Annotated in this window: 12 protein-coding genes; 3 read left to right on the top strand and 9 right to left on the bottom strand. The window is 75.2% G+C overall.

Features of this window, described 5'->3' with window-relative positions; all coding sequences use genetic code 11:
* Positions 1-65 precede the first annotated feature (65 nt).
* The 4 genes from ACTWP5_RS07510 to ACTWP5_RS07495 form a co-directional block, all read right to left on the bottom strand.
* The gene (locus tag ACTWP5_RS07510; protein ID WP_443219977.1) at positions 66-2,543 is read right to left on the bottom strand and encodes a SpoIIE family protein phosphatase; all 2,478 of its coding nucleotides are present in this window, start codon (positions 2,541-2,543) and stop codon (positions 66-68) included.
* A 191-nt stretch (positions 2,544-2,734) separates the two neighbouring features.
* Positions 2,735-5,722 carry an AfsR/SARP family transcriptional regulator gene (locus ACTWP5_RS07505; protein ID WP_443219976.1) on the bottom strand — a complete coding sequence of 996 codons (2,988 nt, stop codon included), beginning with the start codon at positions 5,720-5,722 and terminating at the stop codon, positions 2,735-2,737.
* A 43-nt stretch (positions 5,723-5,765) separates the two neighbouring features.
* Positions 5,766-7,310: an RtcB family protein gene (locus tag ACTWP5_RS07500; protein ID WP_443219975.1), complete on the bottom strand. Its 1,545-nt coding sequence runs from the start codon at positions 7,308-7,310 to the stop codon at positions 5,766-5,768.
* A 41-nt stretch (positions 7,311-7,351) separates the two neighbouring features.
* The gene (locus tag ACTWP5_RS07495; protein ID WP_443219974.1) at positions 7,352-7,810 is read right to left on the bottom strand and encodes an archease; all 459 of its coding nucleotides are present in this window, start codon (positions 7,808-7,810) and stop codon (positions 7,352-7,354) included.
* 91 nt (positions 7,811-7,901) lie between these two features.
* Here ACTWP5_RS07495 and thpR point away from each other — a divergent pair, with 91 nt between their 5' ends.
* From thpR to ACTWP5_RS07480, 3 genes are all read left to right on the top strand, one after another.
* The gene (gene thpR, locus ACTWP5_RS07490) at positions 7,902-8,489 is read left to right on the top strand and encodes an RNA 2',3'-cyclic phosphodiesterase (RefSeq protein ID WP_443219973.1); all 588 of its coding nucleotides are present in this window, start codon (positions 7,902-7,904) and stop codon (positions 8,487-8,489) included.
* 200 nt (positions 8,490-8,689) lie between these two features.
* Complete coding sequence (locus ACTWP5_RS07485; protein ID WP_443219972.1) at positions 8,690-11,557, top strand: SpoIIE family protein phosphatase; 2,868 nt, start codon at positions 8,690-8,692, stop codon at positions 11,555-11,557.
* 36 nt (positions 11,558-11,593) lie between these two features.
* Entirely contained in the window at positions 11,594-12,583 is a 990-nt protein-coding gene (locus tag ACTWP5_RS07480; RefSeq protein WP_443220205.1) for an aldo/keto reductase, read from the top strand.
* A gap of 52 nt (positions 12,584-12,635) precedes the next feature.
* On the opposite strand, the gene ACTWP5_RS07475 is transcribed toward ACTWP5_RS07480, so the two are convergent.
* The 5 genes from ACTWP5_RS07475 to ACTWP5_RS07455 all read right to left on the bottom strand — a co-directional run bounded on the left by ACTWP5_RS07475 (position 12,636) and on the right by ACTWP5_RS07455 (position 18,436).
* Positions 12,636-13,445, bottom strand: coding sequence for an ABC transporter permease (locus tag ACTWP5_RS07475; protein WP_443219971.1), 810 nt, complete (start codon positions 13,443-13,445; stop codon positions 12,636-12,638).
* Positions 13,442-14,527 (bottom strand): ATP-binding cassette domain-containing protein, encoded by a 1,086-nt coding sequence (locus ACTWP5_RS07470; protein ID WP_443219970.1) that lies wholly within the window; start codon positions 14,525-14,527, stop codon positions 13,442-13,444. Before ACTWP5_RS07470 ends, ACTWP5_RS07475 begins: the two co-directional genes overlap by 4 nt.
* 89 nt (positions 14,528-14,616) lie before the next feature.
* Complete coding sequence (locus tag ACTWP5_RS07465) at positions 14,617-15,867, bottom strand: DUF4032 domain-containing protein (RefSeq protein WP_443219969.1); 1,251 nt, start codon at positions 15,865-15,867, stop codon at positions 14,617-14,619.
* Positions 15,868-16,047: 180 nt separating this feature from the next.
* A complete protein-coding gene (locus ACTWP5_RS07460) occupies positions 16,048-17,385 on the bottom strand; it encodes an ABC transporter substrate-binding protein (RefSeq protein ID WP_443219968.1) in 1,338 nt (445 codons plus the stop codon).
* Between the two features lie 94 nt (positions 17,386-17,479).
* Positions 17,480-18,436: a carbohydrate ABC transporter permease gene (locus ACTWP5_RS07455; protein WP_443219967.1), complete on the bottom strand. Its 957-nt coding sequence runs from the start codon at positions 18,434-18,436 to the stop codon at positions 17,480-17,482.
* Positions 18,437-18,438: the final 2 nt, after the last annotated feature.

Below are 18,438 nucleotides of genomic sequence, written 5' to 3'. Positions count from 1 at the left end.
ACCGCCTCCCTCCGACGTGCCGTCGACGAGCGGGTAAGGAAAGAACTAACGGCATAATAGCGTGACTATTGGTGCAATACTCTCTTTTCGGATCCAGTGGGGGCGTCCTCGTCCCGCGGCGCGAGCACGATCTCGGCCCAGACCTGCTTGCCGCCGCTGAGCGGCACCGAGCCCCAGGAGTCGGAGACGGCGGCGACCAGCATGATCCCCCGGCCGCCCGTGGCCTCCCAGTCGGCGCTCTCGGCCTTCACGGGCGTGCGGGGCGAGGAGTCGCTGACCGCCACCCGCAGCCGGCTCCCCGCGAGGGTCAGATCCAGCCGGACCGGCCCCTGGGTGTGCGTCAGGGCGTTGGTGACCAGCTCGGAGACGATCAGGAGCGCCGCGTCGGCGTCCTCCTCCACCTGCCAGGACCGCAGCGTGCGGCCCGTGAAGCGCCGGGCGTGGCCGACGGCGTCGGGCAGCCGCCAGACGGCCCAGCCGGCCCTGTGGGGCCGCACCCGCATGCCGTCGTAGCGCAGCAGCAGGAGGGCGACGTCGTCGTCGAGGCGGCCGGCGCCCTCCAGCAGCGTGTCGGCGAGGCCCTCGAGGTCCGCGGGGTCCGCGGCGGCCAGCGCCTCGCGCACCCGCGCCAGGCCGTCCTCCATGCGCAGGCCGGCCGACTCCACCAGCCCGTCCGTCAGCATCGCGACCACGCAGCCGGGGGCGAGGCCGACGGTGCTCATGGGGAACTCGGTGTCGGCCACCACGCCGAGCGGCGGGCCGCCCTCCACCTCGATCTCCCGGGTACCGCCGTCCGGGTCGCGCACCAGCGGCGGCAGGTGTCCCGCCCGGACGATCCAGGTGTTCCCCTCCTCCATGTCCATGGCGACGTAGCAGCAGGTCGCGAAGAGGTCGGTCTCCATGCCGACCAGCAGGCGGTTGGCGTGGGAGACGACCACGTCGGGCGAGTGCCCCTCCACGGCGTAGGCGCGGATGGCGGTGCGGATCTGCCCCATGATCGTCGCCGCGGCGGCGCTGTGGCCCTGCACGTCCCCGATGACCAGGGCGACGTGCCGGTCGGAGAGCGGGATCACGTCGTACCAGTCGCCGCCCACGTCCAGGCCGGCGGTGGCGGGCAGGTACCGCGCCACGGCGACGGCACCGGGCAGGGACGGCAGGGCGCGGGGCAGCAGGCTGCGTTGCAGCATGGCGGCGAGTTCGTGCTGCGCGTCGAAGGCGCGCGCCCTGGCCATGGCCTGCCCGACCAGGCCCGCGGCGGCCGTGAGGAGGAAACGCTCCTCGGTGGCGAAGGTGTGGGGCTCCTCCCAGCCGACGAGGCAGACGCCCGCGGGGCGGCCGGCCGCGGTCAGCGGCAGCACGGCCAGCCCGCCGGGTCCGACCTGGGCGAGCTCCGGCTCGGAGACGGAGCCGGCGGGCCACAGCCGGGTGCGCCCCTCGCGGAGCGCGCCGAACAGTGTCGGCAGGCAGTGGCCTGGCACCTCCGGCCACTGCTCGCGCCAGTGCCCCGGCCAGGCCTCGGGCTCCGGCGGCTCCAGCACGGCGACGACCAGCCGGTCGGCCTCCGGCTCGGCCAGCAGGACCCGGTCGGCCCCCAGCTCGCGCAGCGCGGCGATCGTCGCGTCGCTGACCTCGGAGACCGTCACGGCGGCGGCGAGGGTGGCCGACAGGCTGCGGATCCGCGCGACGTCGTCGACGCCGGGGCGCAGCACGGTGGCGTCGGCGACGACGCCCAGCAGCCGCCGGGGCCGGCCGTCGGCGCCGGCCAGGACGCGGCAGCGCAGGTAGAGCCAGCGCAGCTCGCCGTCCGGTGGCCGGATGCGGAACTCCAGCTCCCGGCCGCCGGGCGAGGCCGCCGCCGGCTCGACGATCGACATCAGGGCGGGCACGTCCTCCGGCACGGTCTGGGCGAGCAGGGTCTCCACGCGGTGGTCGAAGCTGACCCGGTCGGTGCCGAGCAGGGCCAACGCCGCCGGGTCGGCCTCGACGTGGCCCGTCTGGAGGGTGAGGGCGAACGAACCGAGGCGGACGCGGGCGAGCGTGCGGGTCCGCGTCGGTCGCTGAGCCTGCTCGGCGGTGGCCGTCGCGGCGTCGGACGGGGTGGAGGGGGTGGGTGAGGCGGCGCGTGAGGCGGTGTCGGAGGCGGTCTCCAAGCGCTCGGTGAGGTAGGCGGCGTACAGCTCCAGGAACCCGCGCCGGTCGGCGTCGAAGCCGTCGGGTGCGTCGTCGACCGCGAGCAGGCAGCCGACCATGCCGTCCTCCGCGCCCAGCGGTATCACGCCGAGCGAGACGTCGGTCGTCGGCGCGCCCTCCTCCGGGAAGGTGGCGAGCTCGGTGGGGCGCAGCCAGAGCGGGCGGCCGGCGCGGACGGCCTCGGAGACCGGGGAACGGCCGTGGAGCGGGTAGCGCACGGCGAGGCCGTAGCGGGTGACCGGGGCGCCGGTGCTCTCGCTCAGCACCAGGTCGCCGGGCGGGCCGCCCGGCTGGCTCGGCAGGTAGAGCGCGAGCAGCGCCGCACCGCCGAACTGCCTGTGCTCGGGGGTCACGGGTCGCGTCCCGGGCTCAGGGTCGCCGCCGGGCGCCGCGTCGTCCACCGCCTCGTCCCGTCTCCCGTCCCGACTCCCGCCGCATCGCCAGCCTGGCCTCCGGCCTCGTCTCCGCCTCGTCCTCGCACGAACGCTCACATCCGGTTTAGGCGTGGTTCATCATGATCTATCCGGATTCGATCGTTTCCAGACTAGGGAAGGTCGGCGCGCAGCGCCGCGCGGACGGCCTCGGCGGCGGGGTCGTGCAGCTCCTCGTAGAGACGCAGCGCGCGGTGCAGGGCGTCCCTGGCGGCCTGGGGGCGCCCCAGCCGCCGCAGGGCGTGGCCGAGGTCCGTCGCGGCCCTGGCGATCATGTGCGGCGGGCCCTGCTCCGCCTCGAACGCCGCCAGGGAGTGACGGAAGCACGCGGCGGCCCGCTCCGCGTCGCCCAGCCCCTGGTAGGCGTGGCCGAGGCTGCCCCAGGTCAGGCCCACGCCCTCGCCGTCTCCCAGGCGCTCCACCAGGGCGAGGGCGCTGGTGCAGTACGGCAGGGCGCGCTCGTGTTCGCCGAGCAGCACGTGGCTCCATCCGACGGCGTTGAGCGCGTGGGCCTCCCCGATCAGGTCGTCGGCGTCGCGGTGGATCTCCAGGCGCAGCCTGGCGTACCGGAGCGTGTCGCGGTAGTGGCCGAGCTGCTCGCTGAGGTAGCCGAGGTAGTTGTAGACCCGGGCCAGGTCGCGGGTGGCGCCGGCCTCGCGGAAGAGCAGCAGCGCCCGGTCCAGGCACCGGCGTCCCTCCTCGTAGCGGCGCAGCCGGATGAGGGAACGGGCCAGGTCGGCCACCGAGTGCGCCTCCTCGCCCTGGCGCAGCGCGGCGGGGGCGATGGCCTGCTGCACCTCGACCTGGTCGTGCCAGCGCGCCTGCTGGTCGAGGTAGTTCGACAGGCGCCGGCCGAGCTCGGTCGCGTGGTGGTCCAGGCCCTCGCGGACGGCGAACTCCACGGCCGCCATCAGGGCGCGGCGCTCGGCGGCGAGCCAGGCCATGGCCGCGGTGTTGTCGGGGAAGCGTTCGGGTGTGACGGCGGACGGCGCCGGCCCGAGGTCCCGCAGCCACACCACGTTCAGGCCGGCGGTGGCGATCCCGGCGTGGAGGGAGTGGAGGTAGTAGTCCAGGAGCCGGTGGACGGCCCGGTGCCGCTCCTTGGGCGGCTCGTGCTCGTCGGCGAGCTCCGCGGCGTAGTCGCGCAGCAGGTCGTGGAGGACGTACCGGCCGGGAACGTACTCGACCAGCAGGTTGTGGCGCAGCAGCTCGGCCAGCGGCCGGCGGGCCTCGCGGGCGGTGACCCCGACCAGGCCGGCGACGGCGCCCACGCCGAGGTCCGGGCCCGGGTGCAGGCCGAGCAGCCGGAACAACCGGGCGGCCCGGGGGCTCAACGTGCCGTAGGACCAGGAGAAGACCGCCCGGATGTCGGCCTGCTCCTCCCCGAGCGCGAGGGTGTCCAGGCCGCCGCCCGCCGCGCGCAGCTGCTCCGTCAGGGTGGCGAGGGGGAAGTCGGGCCGGGCCACGGCCAGCTCGGCGACGATGGCCAGGGCCAGCGGCAGCCGCGCGCAGCGGGTGATGATCTCGGCGACGGCCGCCGGCTCCTCCTCCAGCCGCCGTGCCCCCAGCCGCTCGGCGAGCATCCCCCGCGCCTCGTCCTCGGTGAACAGCTCCAGCGCGTGCTGGACCCCTCCGGTGCTGGCGCTCAGGCCCGGCAGCAGGCTGCGGCTGGTGACCAGCGCGAGGCAGCCGGGGGCGCCGGGCAGCAGCGGGCGGAGCTGGTTCAGGTCGCGGGCGTTGTCGAGCACCACCATCACCCGTCGTCCGGCCAGCACGCTGCGGTACATCGCCGCGAGCTCGTCCGTGCCGGCGGGCATCTGTCCCTCGCCCACGCCGAACGCCTCCAGGAAGCCGCGCAGCACCTCGGCGGGCTGCCGGGCGCGGCCGGAGGGGTCGAAGCCGCGGAGGTTCACGTACAGCTGGCCGTCGGGGAAGTGGTGGGCGACGCGGTGGGCCCAGTGGACGGCCAGCGTGGTCTTGCCCGCCCCCGCCGTGCCCACCACGGCGGCCACCAGGGGGGCCGTGCCGTCGGCCGAGAGGTGGGCGTCGAGCCGTTCGAGGTACTCCTGGCGGCCGGTGAAGCCGCGCACGTCGGCGGGGAGCTGCGCGGGTCGGACGACGGGGTGCGGCGTGGCCGCCGCGACCGGGGCGGGAGGGGGCGCGCCGACGAGGGCGGCGATGAGGGCCGCCGCGGGCGGACGGGCGGCGGACGGGGCGGGAACGGGGCTCGGCGTCGGGCTGGGGACCCGGGTCAGGGCCTGGCGGTGGGACGGGCGGGGGCCGGCGCCCGGTGCCGCCGGCTTGGGGAGGCCGGCCGCGCGCGCCGGCCCTGCGCTCTCCGGCGCGTCCAGCGAGGGATCGCGGGTGAGGACCCGTCGGTGCAGCTCGCGTAGCTCGGGGCCCGGCTCCTCCCCCAGCTCGACCGCGAGGTGGCGGCGGGTGCGGGCGTAGGCGGCCAGCGCGTCGGCCTGCCGGCCGCAGCGGTAGAGCGCCGTCATCAGCAGGCCCGTCAGGGGCTCCGCCAGCGGGTGGGCCACCACGGCGTCGGCCACCTCGGGGAGGGCCGACTCGTGCCGCCCGGCCGCCAGTTCGGCCTCGAAGCGCGCGGTCAGCAGCGTCACCCGCTCCCGCCGCAGCGTCTCGCGCACGCGCTCCGCCCACGGGCCGCGCAGCCCCGCCAGCGGCGCGTCGCCGCGCCACAGGGTGTCCGCGCGGCGCAGCGTGCCCGCGGCCAGCTCCCACTCCCCCCGCTCCCCGGCCTCCCGGGCCTGCCGGACCAGGGAGCGGGAGTGGTGGAGGTCCACGGCGGCCGGCTCCGCCCGCAGCACGTAGCCGCCGTCGCCGCGCGCCAGCTCCGGGCCGCCGGCCTGCCGCAGCACCCGGCGCAGTCGCGAGACGTAGCTGTAGAGCACCTCGCGGACGTTGGCCGGCGGGTCGTCGGCCCAGACGCGGTCGACCAGCGTCTCGACCGGCACCGCGTGGCCGGGCTCCAGCGCCAGCGCCGCCAGCGCGCACCGCTGCTGCGGCGGGCCCGCCGTGGCCCGGCGCCCGTCGGCGCTCCACACCTCAACCGCTCCGAGCAGCCGTACCGTCGCCGTCATGCCCCCATCCTCGTACGCGGCCGTCCGCGCACGGGGAGCGGTCTCATCCCTTGACGACGCCCAGCGGGACGAGCCGGGCGACGGTGCGGCACAGGCCGGCGGTCTCGCTCGCGGCCACCACCTCGTCGATGTCCTTGTAGGCCCCGGGGGCCTCCTCCGCGAGGCCCTTGGCGGTCACCGCGCGGACCGCGACGCCGTCGTCCTCCAGCTCCCGGCGCAGCGCGCGGCCGTCGATCTCGCGCGCCGCCCGGTGCCGGCTGCGCACCCGACCCGCGCCGTGGCAGGCGGAGTGCCAGGCGTCACTGCCCGGGACGCCCGCCAGGACGTAGGAGGCGGTGCCCATCGTGCCGGGGATCAGCACGGGCTGCCCGACGTCGGCGAGCTCGCCGGGCAGCTCGGGGTGGCCGGGTGGGAACGCGCGGGTGGCGCCCTTGCGGTGGACGCACAGCCGCCGGCGGCGACCGTCCACCTCGTGCGTCTCGATCTTGGCGAGGTTGTGGGAGATGTCGTAGACGAGGTCGAGCCCGGTGCCGACGGTGCCGGCGAACGCGCGGCGGGCGGCCTCCGTCAGCAGTTGGCGGTTGGCGCGGGCGTAGTTGGCGGCGGCGGCCATGGCGGCGAGGTAGTCACGGCCCTCGGGCGCGTCCACGGGGACGCTGGCCAGCTGCCGGTCGGGGACCTCGACGCCGTGGTCGGCCATGGCCCGGTCCATGACGCGGACGTGGTCGGTGCAGATCTGGTGACCGAGGCCGCGGGAGCCGCAGTGGATCATGACGCACACCTGGCCGGTCCGCAGGCCCATCGCGGCCGCCGCCCGTTCGTCGAAGACCTCCTCGACGGCCTGCACCTCCAGGAAGTGGTTGCCCGAGCCGAGGCTGCCGAGCTGCCCCAGGCCCCGCGCCAGGGCGCGGTCGCCCAGCCCCTCGGCCGCCGTGGCCCCCGGCAGCGCTCCCCGGTCCTCGCAGCGCTCCAGGTCCCGGGGCACGCCGTGGCCCCGCTCGACGGCGTACCGGGCGCCCTCGGCGAGGACCCGCGCCAGCTCGCGACGGTCGAGGTGCCAGACGGCGCCACGGCCCGCGCCGCGCGGGGTGGTCCTGGCCAGGACGTCCATCAGCGCGGACAGGTGCGGGGCCACCTCCTCGCGGTCGCGCCCCGCGGCGAGCAGGCGGACCCCGCAGGAGATGTCGAACCCGACGCCGCCGGGCGAGACGACGCCGTCGGCGTCGGCGTCCGTGGCGGCGACCCCGCCGATGGGGAAGCCGTACCCCCAGTGCACGTCGGGCATGGCGTAGGAGGCCCGGACGATGCCCGGCAGCGCGGCGACGTTCCTCACCTGGTGCAGGGCCTGGTCTCCCGTGGCCTCGGGGAGCAGCCGGCGGGTGGCGAAGACGACGCCCGGCACGCGCATGCCGTCGCGGCGCGGCACGCGGAAGCGGCAGGGCGCCTCCTCGACGAGCTCCACGGCCTCCGGCGCGGCGTCCCCGCCGGCCCCGCGTGGGGTGCCCGTCGGGTGCGTCGGGTGCGTCGGGGTGTCCGAGGCGCTCGACCCGCCCCGGCCGTCTCGACGTCCTCGGTCCTGCGCGTTCATGGGATCCGCCTCCTTGACTCCCTCGTTCCTCGCCTCCGCGCTCACACGTCCAGCGTCACCGCGCAGCGCCAGCCGCGCGGGGTGTGGTCGAGGGCCAGCCCGTGCAGCGTGACCGCCTTCGGGACCGCGCCGACCACCGGCAGCACCCCCGCCCACGCCATGGCCCAGACCGCGTGGACGCCCTCGGGGTGGGGCGCCACGCGGACGTCCAGCGGCACCTCGCCGTCGGCGTCGAGGCGGTAGACCACCTCGTCGAGCAGGTCGACGAGCAGGTCCTCGTCCCCCCGGGGCCCCGGCCGGACCACCGTCTCGCGCTCGCGCCGCCCCGCGGTGGCGGCCTGCTCGGAGCCCACGTCCACGAACGCCTCGACCACGGCGCGCACCGCCTCCTCCAGGCACTCCTCGCGGCTGGGCGCCCACGCCTCGACACGCAGGTCCGCGGTGTGCGGGAGGCTTCGGTGGCCCGCACGCCGCCCTTCGGGACCGCTGGAGTGCGCCACCCCTCCATCCTCGCGCCACGGACGGCCGGACGCAGGCGGACCGCGGGCGTCCGGCGGGCGCCGGGCGGGTGGGGCGCGCGACACTGGCGGCGTGGGGACCCTGAGGCTCTTCGTCGCCGTGACGCCGCCGCCGACGGCGCTGGCCGAGGTGGCGACGGCCGTCGAGGGGGTGCGGGCGCTGCCGGGCGCGGACCGGCTGCGGTGGACCGACCCCGCCACCTGGCACCTGGCGCTCGCGTTCTACGGGGAGGTGGCGCGCGAGGCCGTCCCCGACCTGTGCGAACGCCTCGCGCGGGGCACCGCCGGGCACCCGCCCGGCCGGCTGTGGCTGGCCGGGTCGGGACGGTTCTCCCAGCGGGTGCTGTGGCTGGGCGTCGCCGGGGACCGGCCGCTGCTGGACCGGCTCGCCGCCACGGCCTCGGCGGCGGGCCGCCGCGCGGGCGTCGCGCGCTCCGAGCACCGCCCCTACCACCCGCACCTGACCCTCGCCCGAAGCCGGGGCAGGGGCCGGGGCCGCGAGCACCCGGACCTCGCGCCGTTCGCCGCACGGCTGGCCGGCTTCGCCGGGAGCCCGTGGGCCCTGGCCGAGGTCGGCCTGGTGCGCAGCCACCTCCCGACGGGCGAGGCCGGCGCACCGCCGCGCTACGAGACCGTCGCCCGCTGGACGCTGCGGGACTGAGGCCGGGACCCCGCGGCGACGGCCGGACGAGCCGCACCCCGAGCCGCACCCGACGAGCCGCGTCCGACGGCCCGACGCCGTGGCGTCGCGGTGGCCGTTGCGCTGAGAGCCCAGAAAACCCCCTATAGAGTCGGTACACCACGTTTCATCGTTTACGTACGCGTTCTCACGCGGCCGTGAACACACCGATCGGGGATGGCATGGCTGGGCGCTTGGAGGTGCTGGCCGCCGCCGAGGCGGGCCTGTCGGACGCCGACGTGCTGCTGCTGGCCCTCCAGCAGGCGGTCGCGGCCCTCGGCGGCCTGGGCGGCATGGCGCACCTTCGGGGCCCGGGTCCCGCCGGCCCGCTCCTGCTGGTGGTCAGCGCCGGCCTGCCCCGCGCGGTCAGCAGCGGGTGGGAGACCGTGCCGAGCGACGAGCAGTCCCCTCCCGCCCTCGCCCTGCGGGAGGACGCCGCGGTGTGGCGGCCCACGGCGGCGGCGCTCCCCGGCTCGGCCTCCGACCACGACCGGGCCGACGTGGTCGCCTTCCCGCTGCCGACCCCGCACGGCCCCGCCGGCACCCTGACCGTGCTGCTGCCCCCCGCCGCGGGCGAACCGGCCACGGCGGGGCTGGCCGTCGCCGAGCAGATCGCGGGCTGGGCCGCGGGCCGGCTGGGCACCGGTTCCCGCACCGGCCACACCATGCCGCTGGCGGGCAGCGGCCGGGCCGTTCCCACCGACATCCGGCAGGCCCTGCGGGCCGTGCGGATCGGCGCCTGGGACTGGGACGTCAGGAGCGGCGACGTCACGTGGACCGAGCCGGTGCCCTCGTGGCTCGACCTTCCCGGCCACGCCTTCGACGGGCGGATGGAGACGTGGACCTCGCTGATCCATCCGGCGGACCTGCCCACCGTGATGGCCGAGACCGAGCGGGCGATCCGTTCCCACGGCGAGGGCGAGTACGAGTACCGGGTGCGACGCGCCGACGGCTCGTGGGCCTGGGTGCGCACCCGCGGCCGGGTGATCGCCGACGATCAGGGCCGCCCGACGAGGATGCTCGGCACGCTGTGGGACACCACCGAGGCCCACAACGCGCTGGAGTCGGCCGGCCGCGCGCTGCGCCAGATGAGCGACGGCTTCGTGGCGGCGGGCGGCGGCGGGGTCATCACCTTCGTCAACCCCGAGGCGGAGCGCCTCCTCGGCGACGGCGGCGAGCTGACCCACCGCCGCCTGTGGGACCTCCCGACGGTGCGCCGGGTCCCCGGACTGGCCGAACGGTGCCGCGCCGCCGCCACCACCGGGGGCGAGCCCGACGAGTTCGACGTCCAGCTGCCGGGCGAGGACCGCTGGTACCACCTGCGGCTCATGCCGGTGCCCGAGGGCCTCACGGTCTTCCTGACCGACGTCACCGAGCGACGGCGCCAGCAGGGCGAGCGGGCGGCCCTGGAGCGTGCCGCCGGCGAGCGGGCGACGCGCATCGGGGAGCTGACGGCCGCGCTCTCGGAGGCGGTCACCGCGCAGGACGTGGTGAACGCCGTCGCCGACCACGTGATGTCGCCGTTCTCCGCCTCCTCCATGGCCGTCTACGCCGTGGAGGGCGACCGCCTGCGCATCATCGACGCCCTCGGCTACGACCCCGAGTTCCTGCGGATCGTCGACGACCTGGTGCCCGAGGCCGCCACGGCCATCTCGGAGGCGCTGAACAACCACGCCCCGGTCTTCGTGGAGTCCCCCGAGGAGTACCTGGCCCGTTACCCGGGCTCCGAGCGCCTGGTCGCCGGCTCGGCGAAGCGCTCGTGGGCGTTCCTGCCGCTGATCGTCTCCGGCCGCGGCATCGGCGCCTGCGTGATCTCCTTCGACCACCCCCGCCACCTCGGCGGCGAGGAGCGCACCCTGCTCGTCGCCGTCAGCGGCCTGGTCGCCCAGGCCCTGGAGCGGGCCCGGCTCTACGACCTGGAGCACGGCCGCGCCCGCGAGCTCCAGCGCGGCCTGCTGCCGCGCGAGCTGCCCCGCCTGCCGGGCGTCACCGCCGCCGCCTGCTACCTGCCGGCCGGCCGGGGCACCGAGGTGGGCGGCGACTGGTACGACGTCATCCCGCTCGCGGCCGACCGGGTGGCGCTGGTCATCGGGGACGTGATGGGCCACGGCCTGTCGGAGGCGGCGACGATGGGCCGGCTGCGGACCGCCGTCCACACCCTCTCCGACCTGGAGCTCCCCCCGGACGACGTCCTCACCCACCTCAACGACATCGTCAGCGACCTCGGCGACGAGTTCTACGCCACCTGCCTGTACGCCGTCTACGACCCCACGAACCGCCGCTGCGTCTTCGCCCGCGCCGGCCACCCGCCGCCGGCCGTGGTCACCCCCGGCGGCGAGGTGCGCTTCCCCGACCTCGACCCGAACGCGCCGCTCGGCGCCGCGGCCCCGCCGTTCGAGACCGCGGAGCTCGAACTGCCCGACGGCGCGCTGCTCGTGCTCTACACCGACGGCCTGGTCGAGTCCCCGGGCCGCGACATCGACCAGGGCATGGCCCACCTGGCCTCCGTCCTGTCCACGGCCTACCGGGCGGGCCGCGCCCAGAGCCCGGAGGAGCTGAGCGAGGCGATCACCACGGCCCTGCTGCCGGCCGGCGTGGAGCACGAGGGCGACGACGCCGCGCTGCTCGTGGCGCAGACCCACTGGCTGTCGCCCGACAACATCGCCACCTGGGCCCTGCCGGAGGACCCCATCGCGGCGGGCCAGGCCCGCGACCACGTCAGGGAGCAGCTGGCGGCCTGGCACCTGGACGCGCTGACGACCACGACCGAGCTGGTCGCCAGCGAGCTGGTGGGCAACGTCGTCCGGCACGCCAGGGGCCCCATCAGGCTGCGGCTGCTGCGCAGCCGGAGCCTGATCTGCGAGGTGTCCGACGGCAGCCACACCACGCCGCACGTGCGGCGCGCCTCCGAGACCGACGAGGGCGGGCGCGGGCTCCAGCTGGTCGCGGCCCTCTCCCGGCGGTGGGGGACCCGGGTCACCACCGAGGGCAAGAGCATCTGGACCGAGCAGACGCTGCCCGGCGGCCAGCCGGGAGCCGCCGGTGACTGAGCCGGGGCGAGGGGTTTGAATACCTTCATGGAGCAACTGGAGCAACGAGACTTCGGGCGCCTGGGTCGGCGGGCGTCGGTCGTGGGACTCGGCACCTGGCAGCTGGGCGCCGACTGGGGCGAGGTCGCGGACGACGACGCCCTGGCCGTACTGGACGCCGCCGTCGAGGCGGGCGTGACGTTCCTGGACACGGCCGACGTCTACGGCGACGGGCGCAGCGAGCGGCTCATCGCGCGGTACCTGCGCGACCGCCCCGACGTGGCCGCCGGCCTGACGGTCGCGACGAAGATGGGCCGCCGGGTCGCGCAGCTTCCCGAGAACTACACGCTGGCCAACTTCAGGTCCTGGACGGACCGCTCGCGCGCGAACCTGGGCGTGGAGGTGCTGGACCTGGTCCAGCTGCACTGCCCGCCCACGCCCGTCCTCTCCTCCACGGAGGTCTTCGACGCGCTGGACACGCTCGTCGAGGAGGAGCGGATCGCCGCCTACGGGGTGAGCGTGGAGACCTGCGAGGAGGCGCTGACCGCGATCGCGCGGCCGGGGACGGCGAGCGTGCAGATCATCCTGAACCCCTTCCGCCTGAAGCCGCTGGAGCGGGTGCTGCCCGCCGCGGCCGAGGCCGGGGTCGGCATCATCGCCCGCGTGCCGCTGGCCTCCGGCCTGCTGTCCGGCCGCTACACCCACGAGACGGTCTTCGCGGCCGACGACCACCGCACCTACAACCGGCACGGCGAGGCGTTCGACCAGGGGGAGACGTTCTCCGGGGTGGACTACGCCACGGGTGTGGAGGCCGCCGCCGAGTTCGCCGCGCTGGCGCCCGAGGGTGTGAGCCCCGCGCAGACGGCGCTGCGCTGGGTGATCCAGCAGCCGGGGGTGACCACCGTGATCCCGGGCGCCCGCTCGCCCGAGCAGGCGCGGGCCAACGCGGCGGCCGCCGCGGTGCCGGCGCTGCCCGCGTCGACGCTGGAGGCGGTCCGCGCGCTGTACGACCGGCGGATCCGCGAGCAGGTCCACCACCGCTGGTAGGCCGGGGCCGGTCCGCCCGGCGTGGGGCCGTCGCGCCCGTGGTCCTCGGTCGTCAGATGCGGCGCTTGAAGGCCAGGACCGACAGCGGCGCGAAGACCGCGGCGATCGCGACGGCCCAGGCCAGGGACTGCGCCACGGGCGTGGCGACCGGGCCGCCGAGCATCAGGCCCCGGCACGCCTTGGCGAGGATGCTGACCGGGTTGACCTCGACGAACGCCTGGAGCCAGCCCGGCATGGTCTCGGCCGGCACGAACACGGTGCTGACGAAGGTGACGGGGAACAGGGCGGTGAAGCCGAAGATCTGCACCCGCTCGGCGTCCTTGGCCACGAGCCCCACCAACACCGCGACCCAGGAGAAGGCCAGCGCGAACACCAGCAGCAGCAGGCCGGCCGCCACCATGCCGGGCACGCCCGGCGACCCGAGGCGGAAGCCAAGGATGAGCCCCACGCCCAGCACCAGCACGATCGACCACGCCTGCTTGACCTGGTCGGCCATGATGCGGCCGGCCAGCGGTGCCCACCGGGCGATGGGCAGCGCGCGGAGCCGGTCGAAGACGCCCTTGTGGACGTCGGTGTTGAGGCCCTGCCCGACGTAGAGGGTGACGAAGAGCATGTTCATCACGATCATGCCGGGCAGCATGAAGGTCAGGTAGTCGCTGACGGAGCCGGCGATGGCGCCGCCGAAGACGTAGGTGAACAGCAGCACGAACATGATCGGCTGGATGCTGAAGTCGCTCAGCTCCCAGGGGTTGTGCCGCACCTGGACGACGGTCCGCCAGGCCAGGGTGAGGCTCTGCCGGACGCCCTGCGCCACGGTCACCCGCGGCGCGAGCCGTTCGGCCGTCGCGTCGGTCACGCTCATGGGTCCCTCGCCTCCGCCTCCTGGGGGTCCGCGTTCCCGGTCCGTTCTCCGACCCGTTCGTCCGCCCGCTCCCCGGCCGTGTCCCGCTCGCCGCTCCCGCTCCCGCTCCCGCTCCCGTCCCCGTTCGCGGTCGCGGTCGCGGTCGCGTCCGGCTCGGTGGGGTGGCCGGTCAGGGAGAGGAAGACCTCGTTGAGGCTGGCGCCGCGCAGCGTCAGCTCGCCGGCCACCACACCGGCGTCGTCCAGCCGCCGCACCACGGCGGGCAGCACCGTCGGGTCGGCGACCGGCGCCGTCACCCGCGCGCCCTCCACCTGTGCCTCGGAGCCGGTCAGCTCCGCCACCAGCCCACGGACCTCCGGCAGCCGGTCGGCGTCCAGCGGCTGCACCACGAGGGTCCGCCCGCCCGTGGCGGCCTTCAGCTGCTCCGGCGTGCCGGTCGCGATCACCTCCCCGTGGTCGATCACGACGATCTCGTCGGCCAGTTCGTCCGCCTCGTCGAGGTACTGGGTGGTCAGCAGCACGGTGGTGCCCTCCGAGACGAGCCGGCGGATCAGCTCCCACAGCTCGACGCGGGCGCGCGGGTCGAGACCCGTCGTGGGCTCGTCGAGGAAGAGCACCGGTGGCCGGCTGACCAGGCTCGCCGCCAGGTCCAGCCGGCGCCGCATGCCGCCGGAGTACGTGCCGGCGGGGCGGCCGGCCGCGTCGGCGAGCCCGAACCGCTCCAGCAGCTCCCGCCCCCGGGCGCGGGCGGTGGCCCGGCTCAGGCCGAGCAGCCTGCCGATCATCAGCAGGTTCTCCAGCCCGGTCAGCAGCTCGTCCACCGAGGCGTACTGGCCCGTCAGCCCGATCAGCTGCCGCACCCGGTGGGCGTCGCGCACCACGTCGTACCCGCCGACGCTGGCGCGGCCGGCGTCGGGGGTCAGGAGCGTCGCCAGCACCCGCACGGCCGTGGTCTTCCCCGCGCCGTTGGGTCCGAGGAGGCCGAGGACGGTGCCGGGCGGGGCGCGCAGGTCGACGCCGGCCAGCGCCGTGGTCTCGCCGAAGCGCTTGACCAGCCCCTCGGCCCAGATCGCGTGCCCCATGGCCCGGCTCCTTCCGTCGCCCGCCCTGCGTGGCCCGCGCGGGGCTTCCTATGGCCACTATGGCGGCAGGCACCGCACCGCGCGATCGCTCACGCCTCCTCGACGGCGGCGACGCGGGCGGCCTCGGCCTGGGCGAGGCGGTCGGGGAGGATCGTGCGCACGTAGTCCTCGGCGGCGGCGTCCATGCCGACGTCGCGCTGGGCCCGCTCGGAGAGGAACCAGCGGTGTTCCAGCAGCTCGTGGTAGATCTGCGCGGTGTCGGTGCCGTCGCGCAGCTCGCGCGGGACGGCGCGGACCGCGGGCCGGAAGACGTCGCGGACCCAGCGGTGGGCCAGCACCTCGGGGCGGGCGCCCAGCGGGTCGCCCGGGGCGTAGTCGTCCTGGGTGGCCATCCACGCCTCCAGGTCGTTGAGCAGGCTGCGCGCCTGGTTCTCCTCGGCGTCCAGGCCGGTCAGCCGCAGCAGCTGACGCTGGTGGTGGCCGGCGTCGACGACCTTCGGCAGGAAGGTGACGGTGTCGCCGGCGGGCGAACGCTGGATCTGCATCTCCGCGACGTCGAAGCCGAGGTCGTTCAGGCGGCGGATGCGCCGGTCGATGTAGTGGCGCTTGCCCTCGGGGTAGACGGAGGTGCGGGTCAGCTCGTGCCACAGCTCGCCGTAGCGGGCGACGATCTCCTCGCCGAAGGGCACGGGGTCCACGGCGGGGTGGAGGGAGCCGCCGGCCTCCAGGTCCATCAGCTCGCCGACGATGTTGACCTGCGCCACCTCCAGGTCGTAGTCGCGCTGGCCGCGGGTGAGCCGGGGCTGGATCTGCCCGGTCTCGGCGTCCACGAGGTACGCGGCGTACGCCCCGGCGTCGCGGCGGAAGAGGGTGTTGGACAGGGAGCAGTCGCCCCAGGCGAAGCCGCTGAGGTGGAGGCGGACCAGCAGCACGGCCAGCGCGTCCAGCAGCCGCTTGATGGTGCCGGGACGCATGGTGGTCTCGAACATCGAGCGGTAGGGCATGGAGCCCTTCAGCTGCCGGGTGATGAGGACCGGTTCCAGCGGCTCGCCGGTCGCGTCGCTGCGGCCGGTGACGACCGCCACGGGGTCGACGGCGGGGATCGCGAGGCGGTCGAGGTCGCGCAGCAGCCCGTACTCGCGGACGGCGGCCCACTCCCCCACCTCCTTCACGGCGAACACCTCGCCGCCGGCGCTGGCGAACCGCACGACGTGGCGGGAGATGCCGCGGGGCAGGGCGACCAGGTACTTCTCCGGCCACGCGGCGAGCGGCACGTCCCAGGGCAGGTCGAGCAGGGTCGCCGGGTGCGCCGGGTCGGTCGCGGTGATCTGGAGGTCCATGGCACCCAGTCTGCGGCACGCCGCACGCCGGGCCCAGGAGGCCCGGACGCGTGAACCGGACGCGTGAACCGGAGGCGTGGGGCGGAACGGCGACGGCCCGGCGTCCCGCCGTGCCCCCGGTGGGGCTGGCGGGACGCCGGGCCGCGTGGCGCGACACCGGCTCGGGCGGCCGGCTTGCGGCTACTCGACGGTGAAGCCCTGCTCCTGGCCGTACTGGACGGACCGGTCCTGCCAGTCCGTCAGGCCCTCCCGCAGGGAGAGGTCGGAGACGTAGGCCTGGCCGACGGTGTCGTTGAAGATGGAGTTGGCGTAGACCTGGTACGGCAGGTACTGCCAGCCCTCGACGACGTTGGCGGCGGACTCGGCGAAGACCTTGTTCGCCTGCTGGCCACCGAAGTACTCGAACTCGACGTTCAGGAACTCCTCGGACTCCAGCTCCGCGGTGGTCGCGGGGAAGGCGCCCTGGTCGAGGCGGGTCTGGATGCCGTCGCCCGCGTTGGCGTACTCCAGGAACGCGTAGGCCAGGGCCTTCCTGCCGCTCGCCTCGGTGACGGCGAGCGAGCTGCCGCCGTTCTCCGCGCTGGCGGTGCCGCCCTCCTCCCACTGCGGCATCGGCGCGACGCGCCAGTCACCCGAGGCGTCGGGCACGCCGGACTCGAAGTTGGCGGGCATCCAGGCGCCGGTGACGAGGGTGGCGATGGTGCCGTCGGCGAGTGCCTGGTACCACTGGTCGGTCCAGCCGGAGACGTCGGTGAAGAGGTTCTCGTCGATCATCTGCTGCCAGGTGTCGGCGTACTGGTTGACGCCCTCGCCGGAGAAGTCGATCGACACGTTGGTGCCGTCGACCGTGTAGGGCTTGTCGCCGGTCTGCCAGATGAGGCTGGTGGTGGCGCCGGCGTCGCCCGTGTCGGCGGCGATGTAGGAGTCGGAGTCGTTCTCGCGCAGCTGGCGGGCGGCCTCCACGTACTCGTCCCAGGTGGTGGGGACCTCGATGTTGTTCTCGTCGAAGACGGTCTTGTTGTAGAACATCGCCATGGGCCCCGAGTCCATCGGCAGGCCGTAGATGCCCTCGCCGAAGTGGACGGAGTTCCACGGCCCCGGGGAGTAGGTGCCCTCCAGCTCGTCCGCGCCGAAGGAGGTGAGGTCGGCCAGCGACTCACCGATGGCGAACTGTCCCAGGGCGTAGTACTCGATCTGGGCGACGTCGGGCACGCCGCGGCCGGCGTCGACGGCGTTCTGCAGGGCCGTGTACTGGTCCTGCGAGGTGCCGGCGTTCACCAGCTCGACGGTGACGTTCGGGTACTCGGCCTCGAAGTCGTCGACGACCTGCTCCAGGGTGGGCTCCCAGGCCCAGACCGTGATCTTGCCGCCCTCCTCCAGGGCGGCCTCGACGTCCTCCGGCGTGCCGGAGCCGCCCGAGCCGCCCTCGTCGTCCGACCCGCAGGCGGTCAGGCCCAGGCCGAGGACGCAGCCCAGCGCGGTGGCGCGGACCAGGCCGCGACGCAGTCTCTTGCTCATGATGATCGGTGTCTCACTTCGTCGTAAGGGGGTGAACAGCGGGGACGGGAACGGGACGGGGGCGGAGGCGGGGGCGTGCGGGGTCCTGGGGCCCTCACTCCTTCACGCTGCCGGCGGCGAGGCCCGACTGCCAGTACCGCTGGAGCAGCAGGAAGGCGGCGATCAGCGGGAGGATGGTCAGCAGCGAGCCGGTGATCACGAGGTGGAAGATCGCCTCGCCGCCCGCCGTGGCGGCCTGGGCGTTCCAGGAGTTCAGGCCCAGGGTGAGGGGGTACCAGTCCGGGTCCTTGATCATGATCAGCGGGAGGAAGTAGTTGTTCCAGGTCGCGACCATGGTGAACAGCAGCACGGTGACGATGCCCGGGGCCAGCAGCGGCAGGCTGACGCGCAGGAAGGTGCGCAGCTCGCCGGCGCCGTCGATCCGGGCGGCCTCCATCAGTTCGGTGGGGATCGCGTCGGTGGCGAAGACCCACATCAGGTAGAGGCCGAACGGCGATATCAGCGAGGGGATGATCACGGCCCAGGGCGTGTTGGTCAGGCCCATCTCGCTGAACATCAGGAAGGTGGGGACGGCCAGGGCCGTGCCGGGCACGGCGATCGCGCCGAGGACGATCGCGAAGACCGCGCGCTTGCCGGGGAAGTCGAACTTGGCCAGGGCGTAGCCGCCGAGGACGGCGAGCGCGGTGGCGCCGCCGGCGCCGATGACGACGTAGAGCAGGGTGTTCAGCAGCCAGCGCAGGAAGACGCCGTCGTCGTAGGTGAGGGTGTCGGCGATGTTGGAGAAGAGGGCGAAGTCTCCGCTGAACCACAGGCCGAAGGAGTTCAGCAGGCTGGACTGGGTCTTGGTGGAGTTGACCAGCAGCCACAGCAGCGGCACCAGGGTGTAGAGCAGGACGAGCCCGGTGACGAGGGTGAGCGGGACGCTGCGGCGCGGCCGGTTCACGGTGTGGTGGCGCGGGTGACGCGGGCGGCGCGGGGTGCGCAGCCGGGGGGCGGTGGAGCGCCGGCCGCCGCGCGGTGTGGCGCCCTCGCCGAGGGTCGTGGTGGCCACGG

This window comes from Streptomyces sp. 4N509B (assembly GCF_052245655.1).
GTDB lineage: Bacteria > Actinomycetota > Actinomycetes > Streptomycetales > Streptomycetaceae > Streptomyces.
Note: the sequence above shows the minus strand (reverse complement) of the source record. Positions and strands in the feature narration are given on the sequence as shown.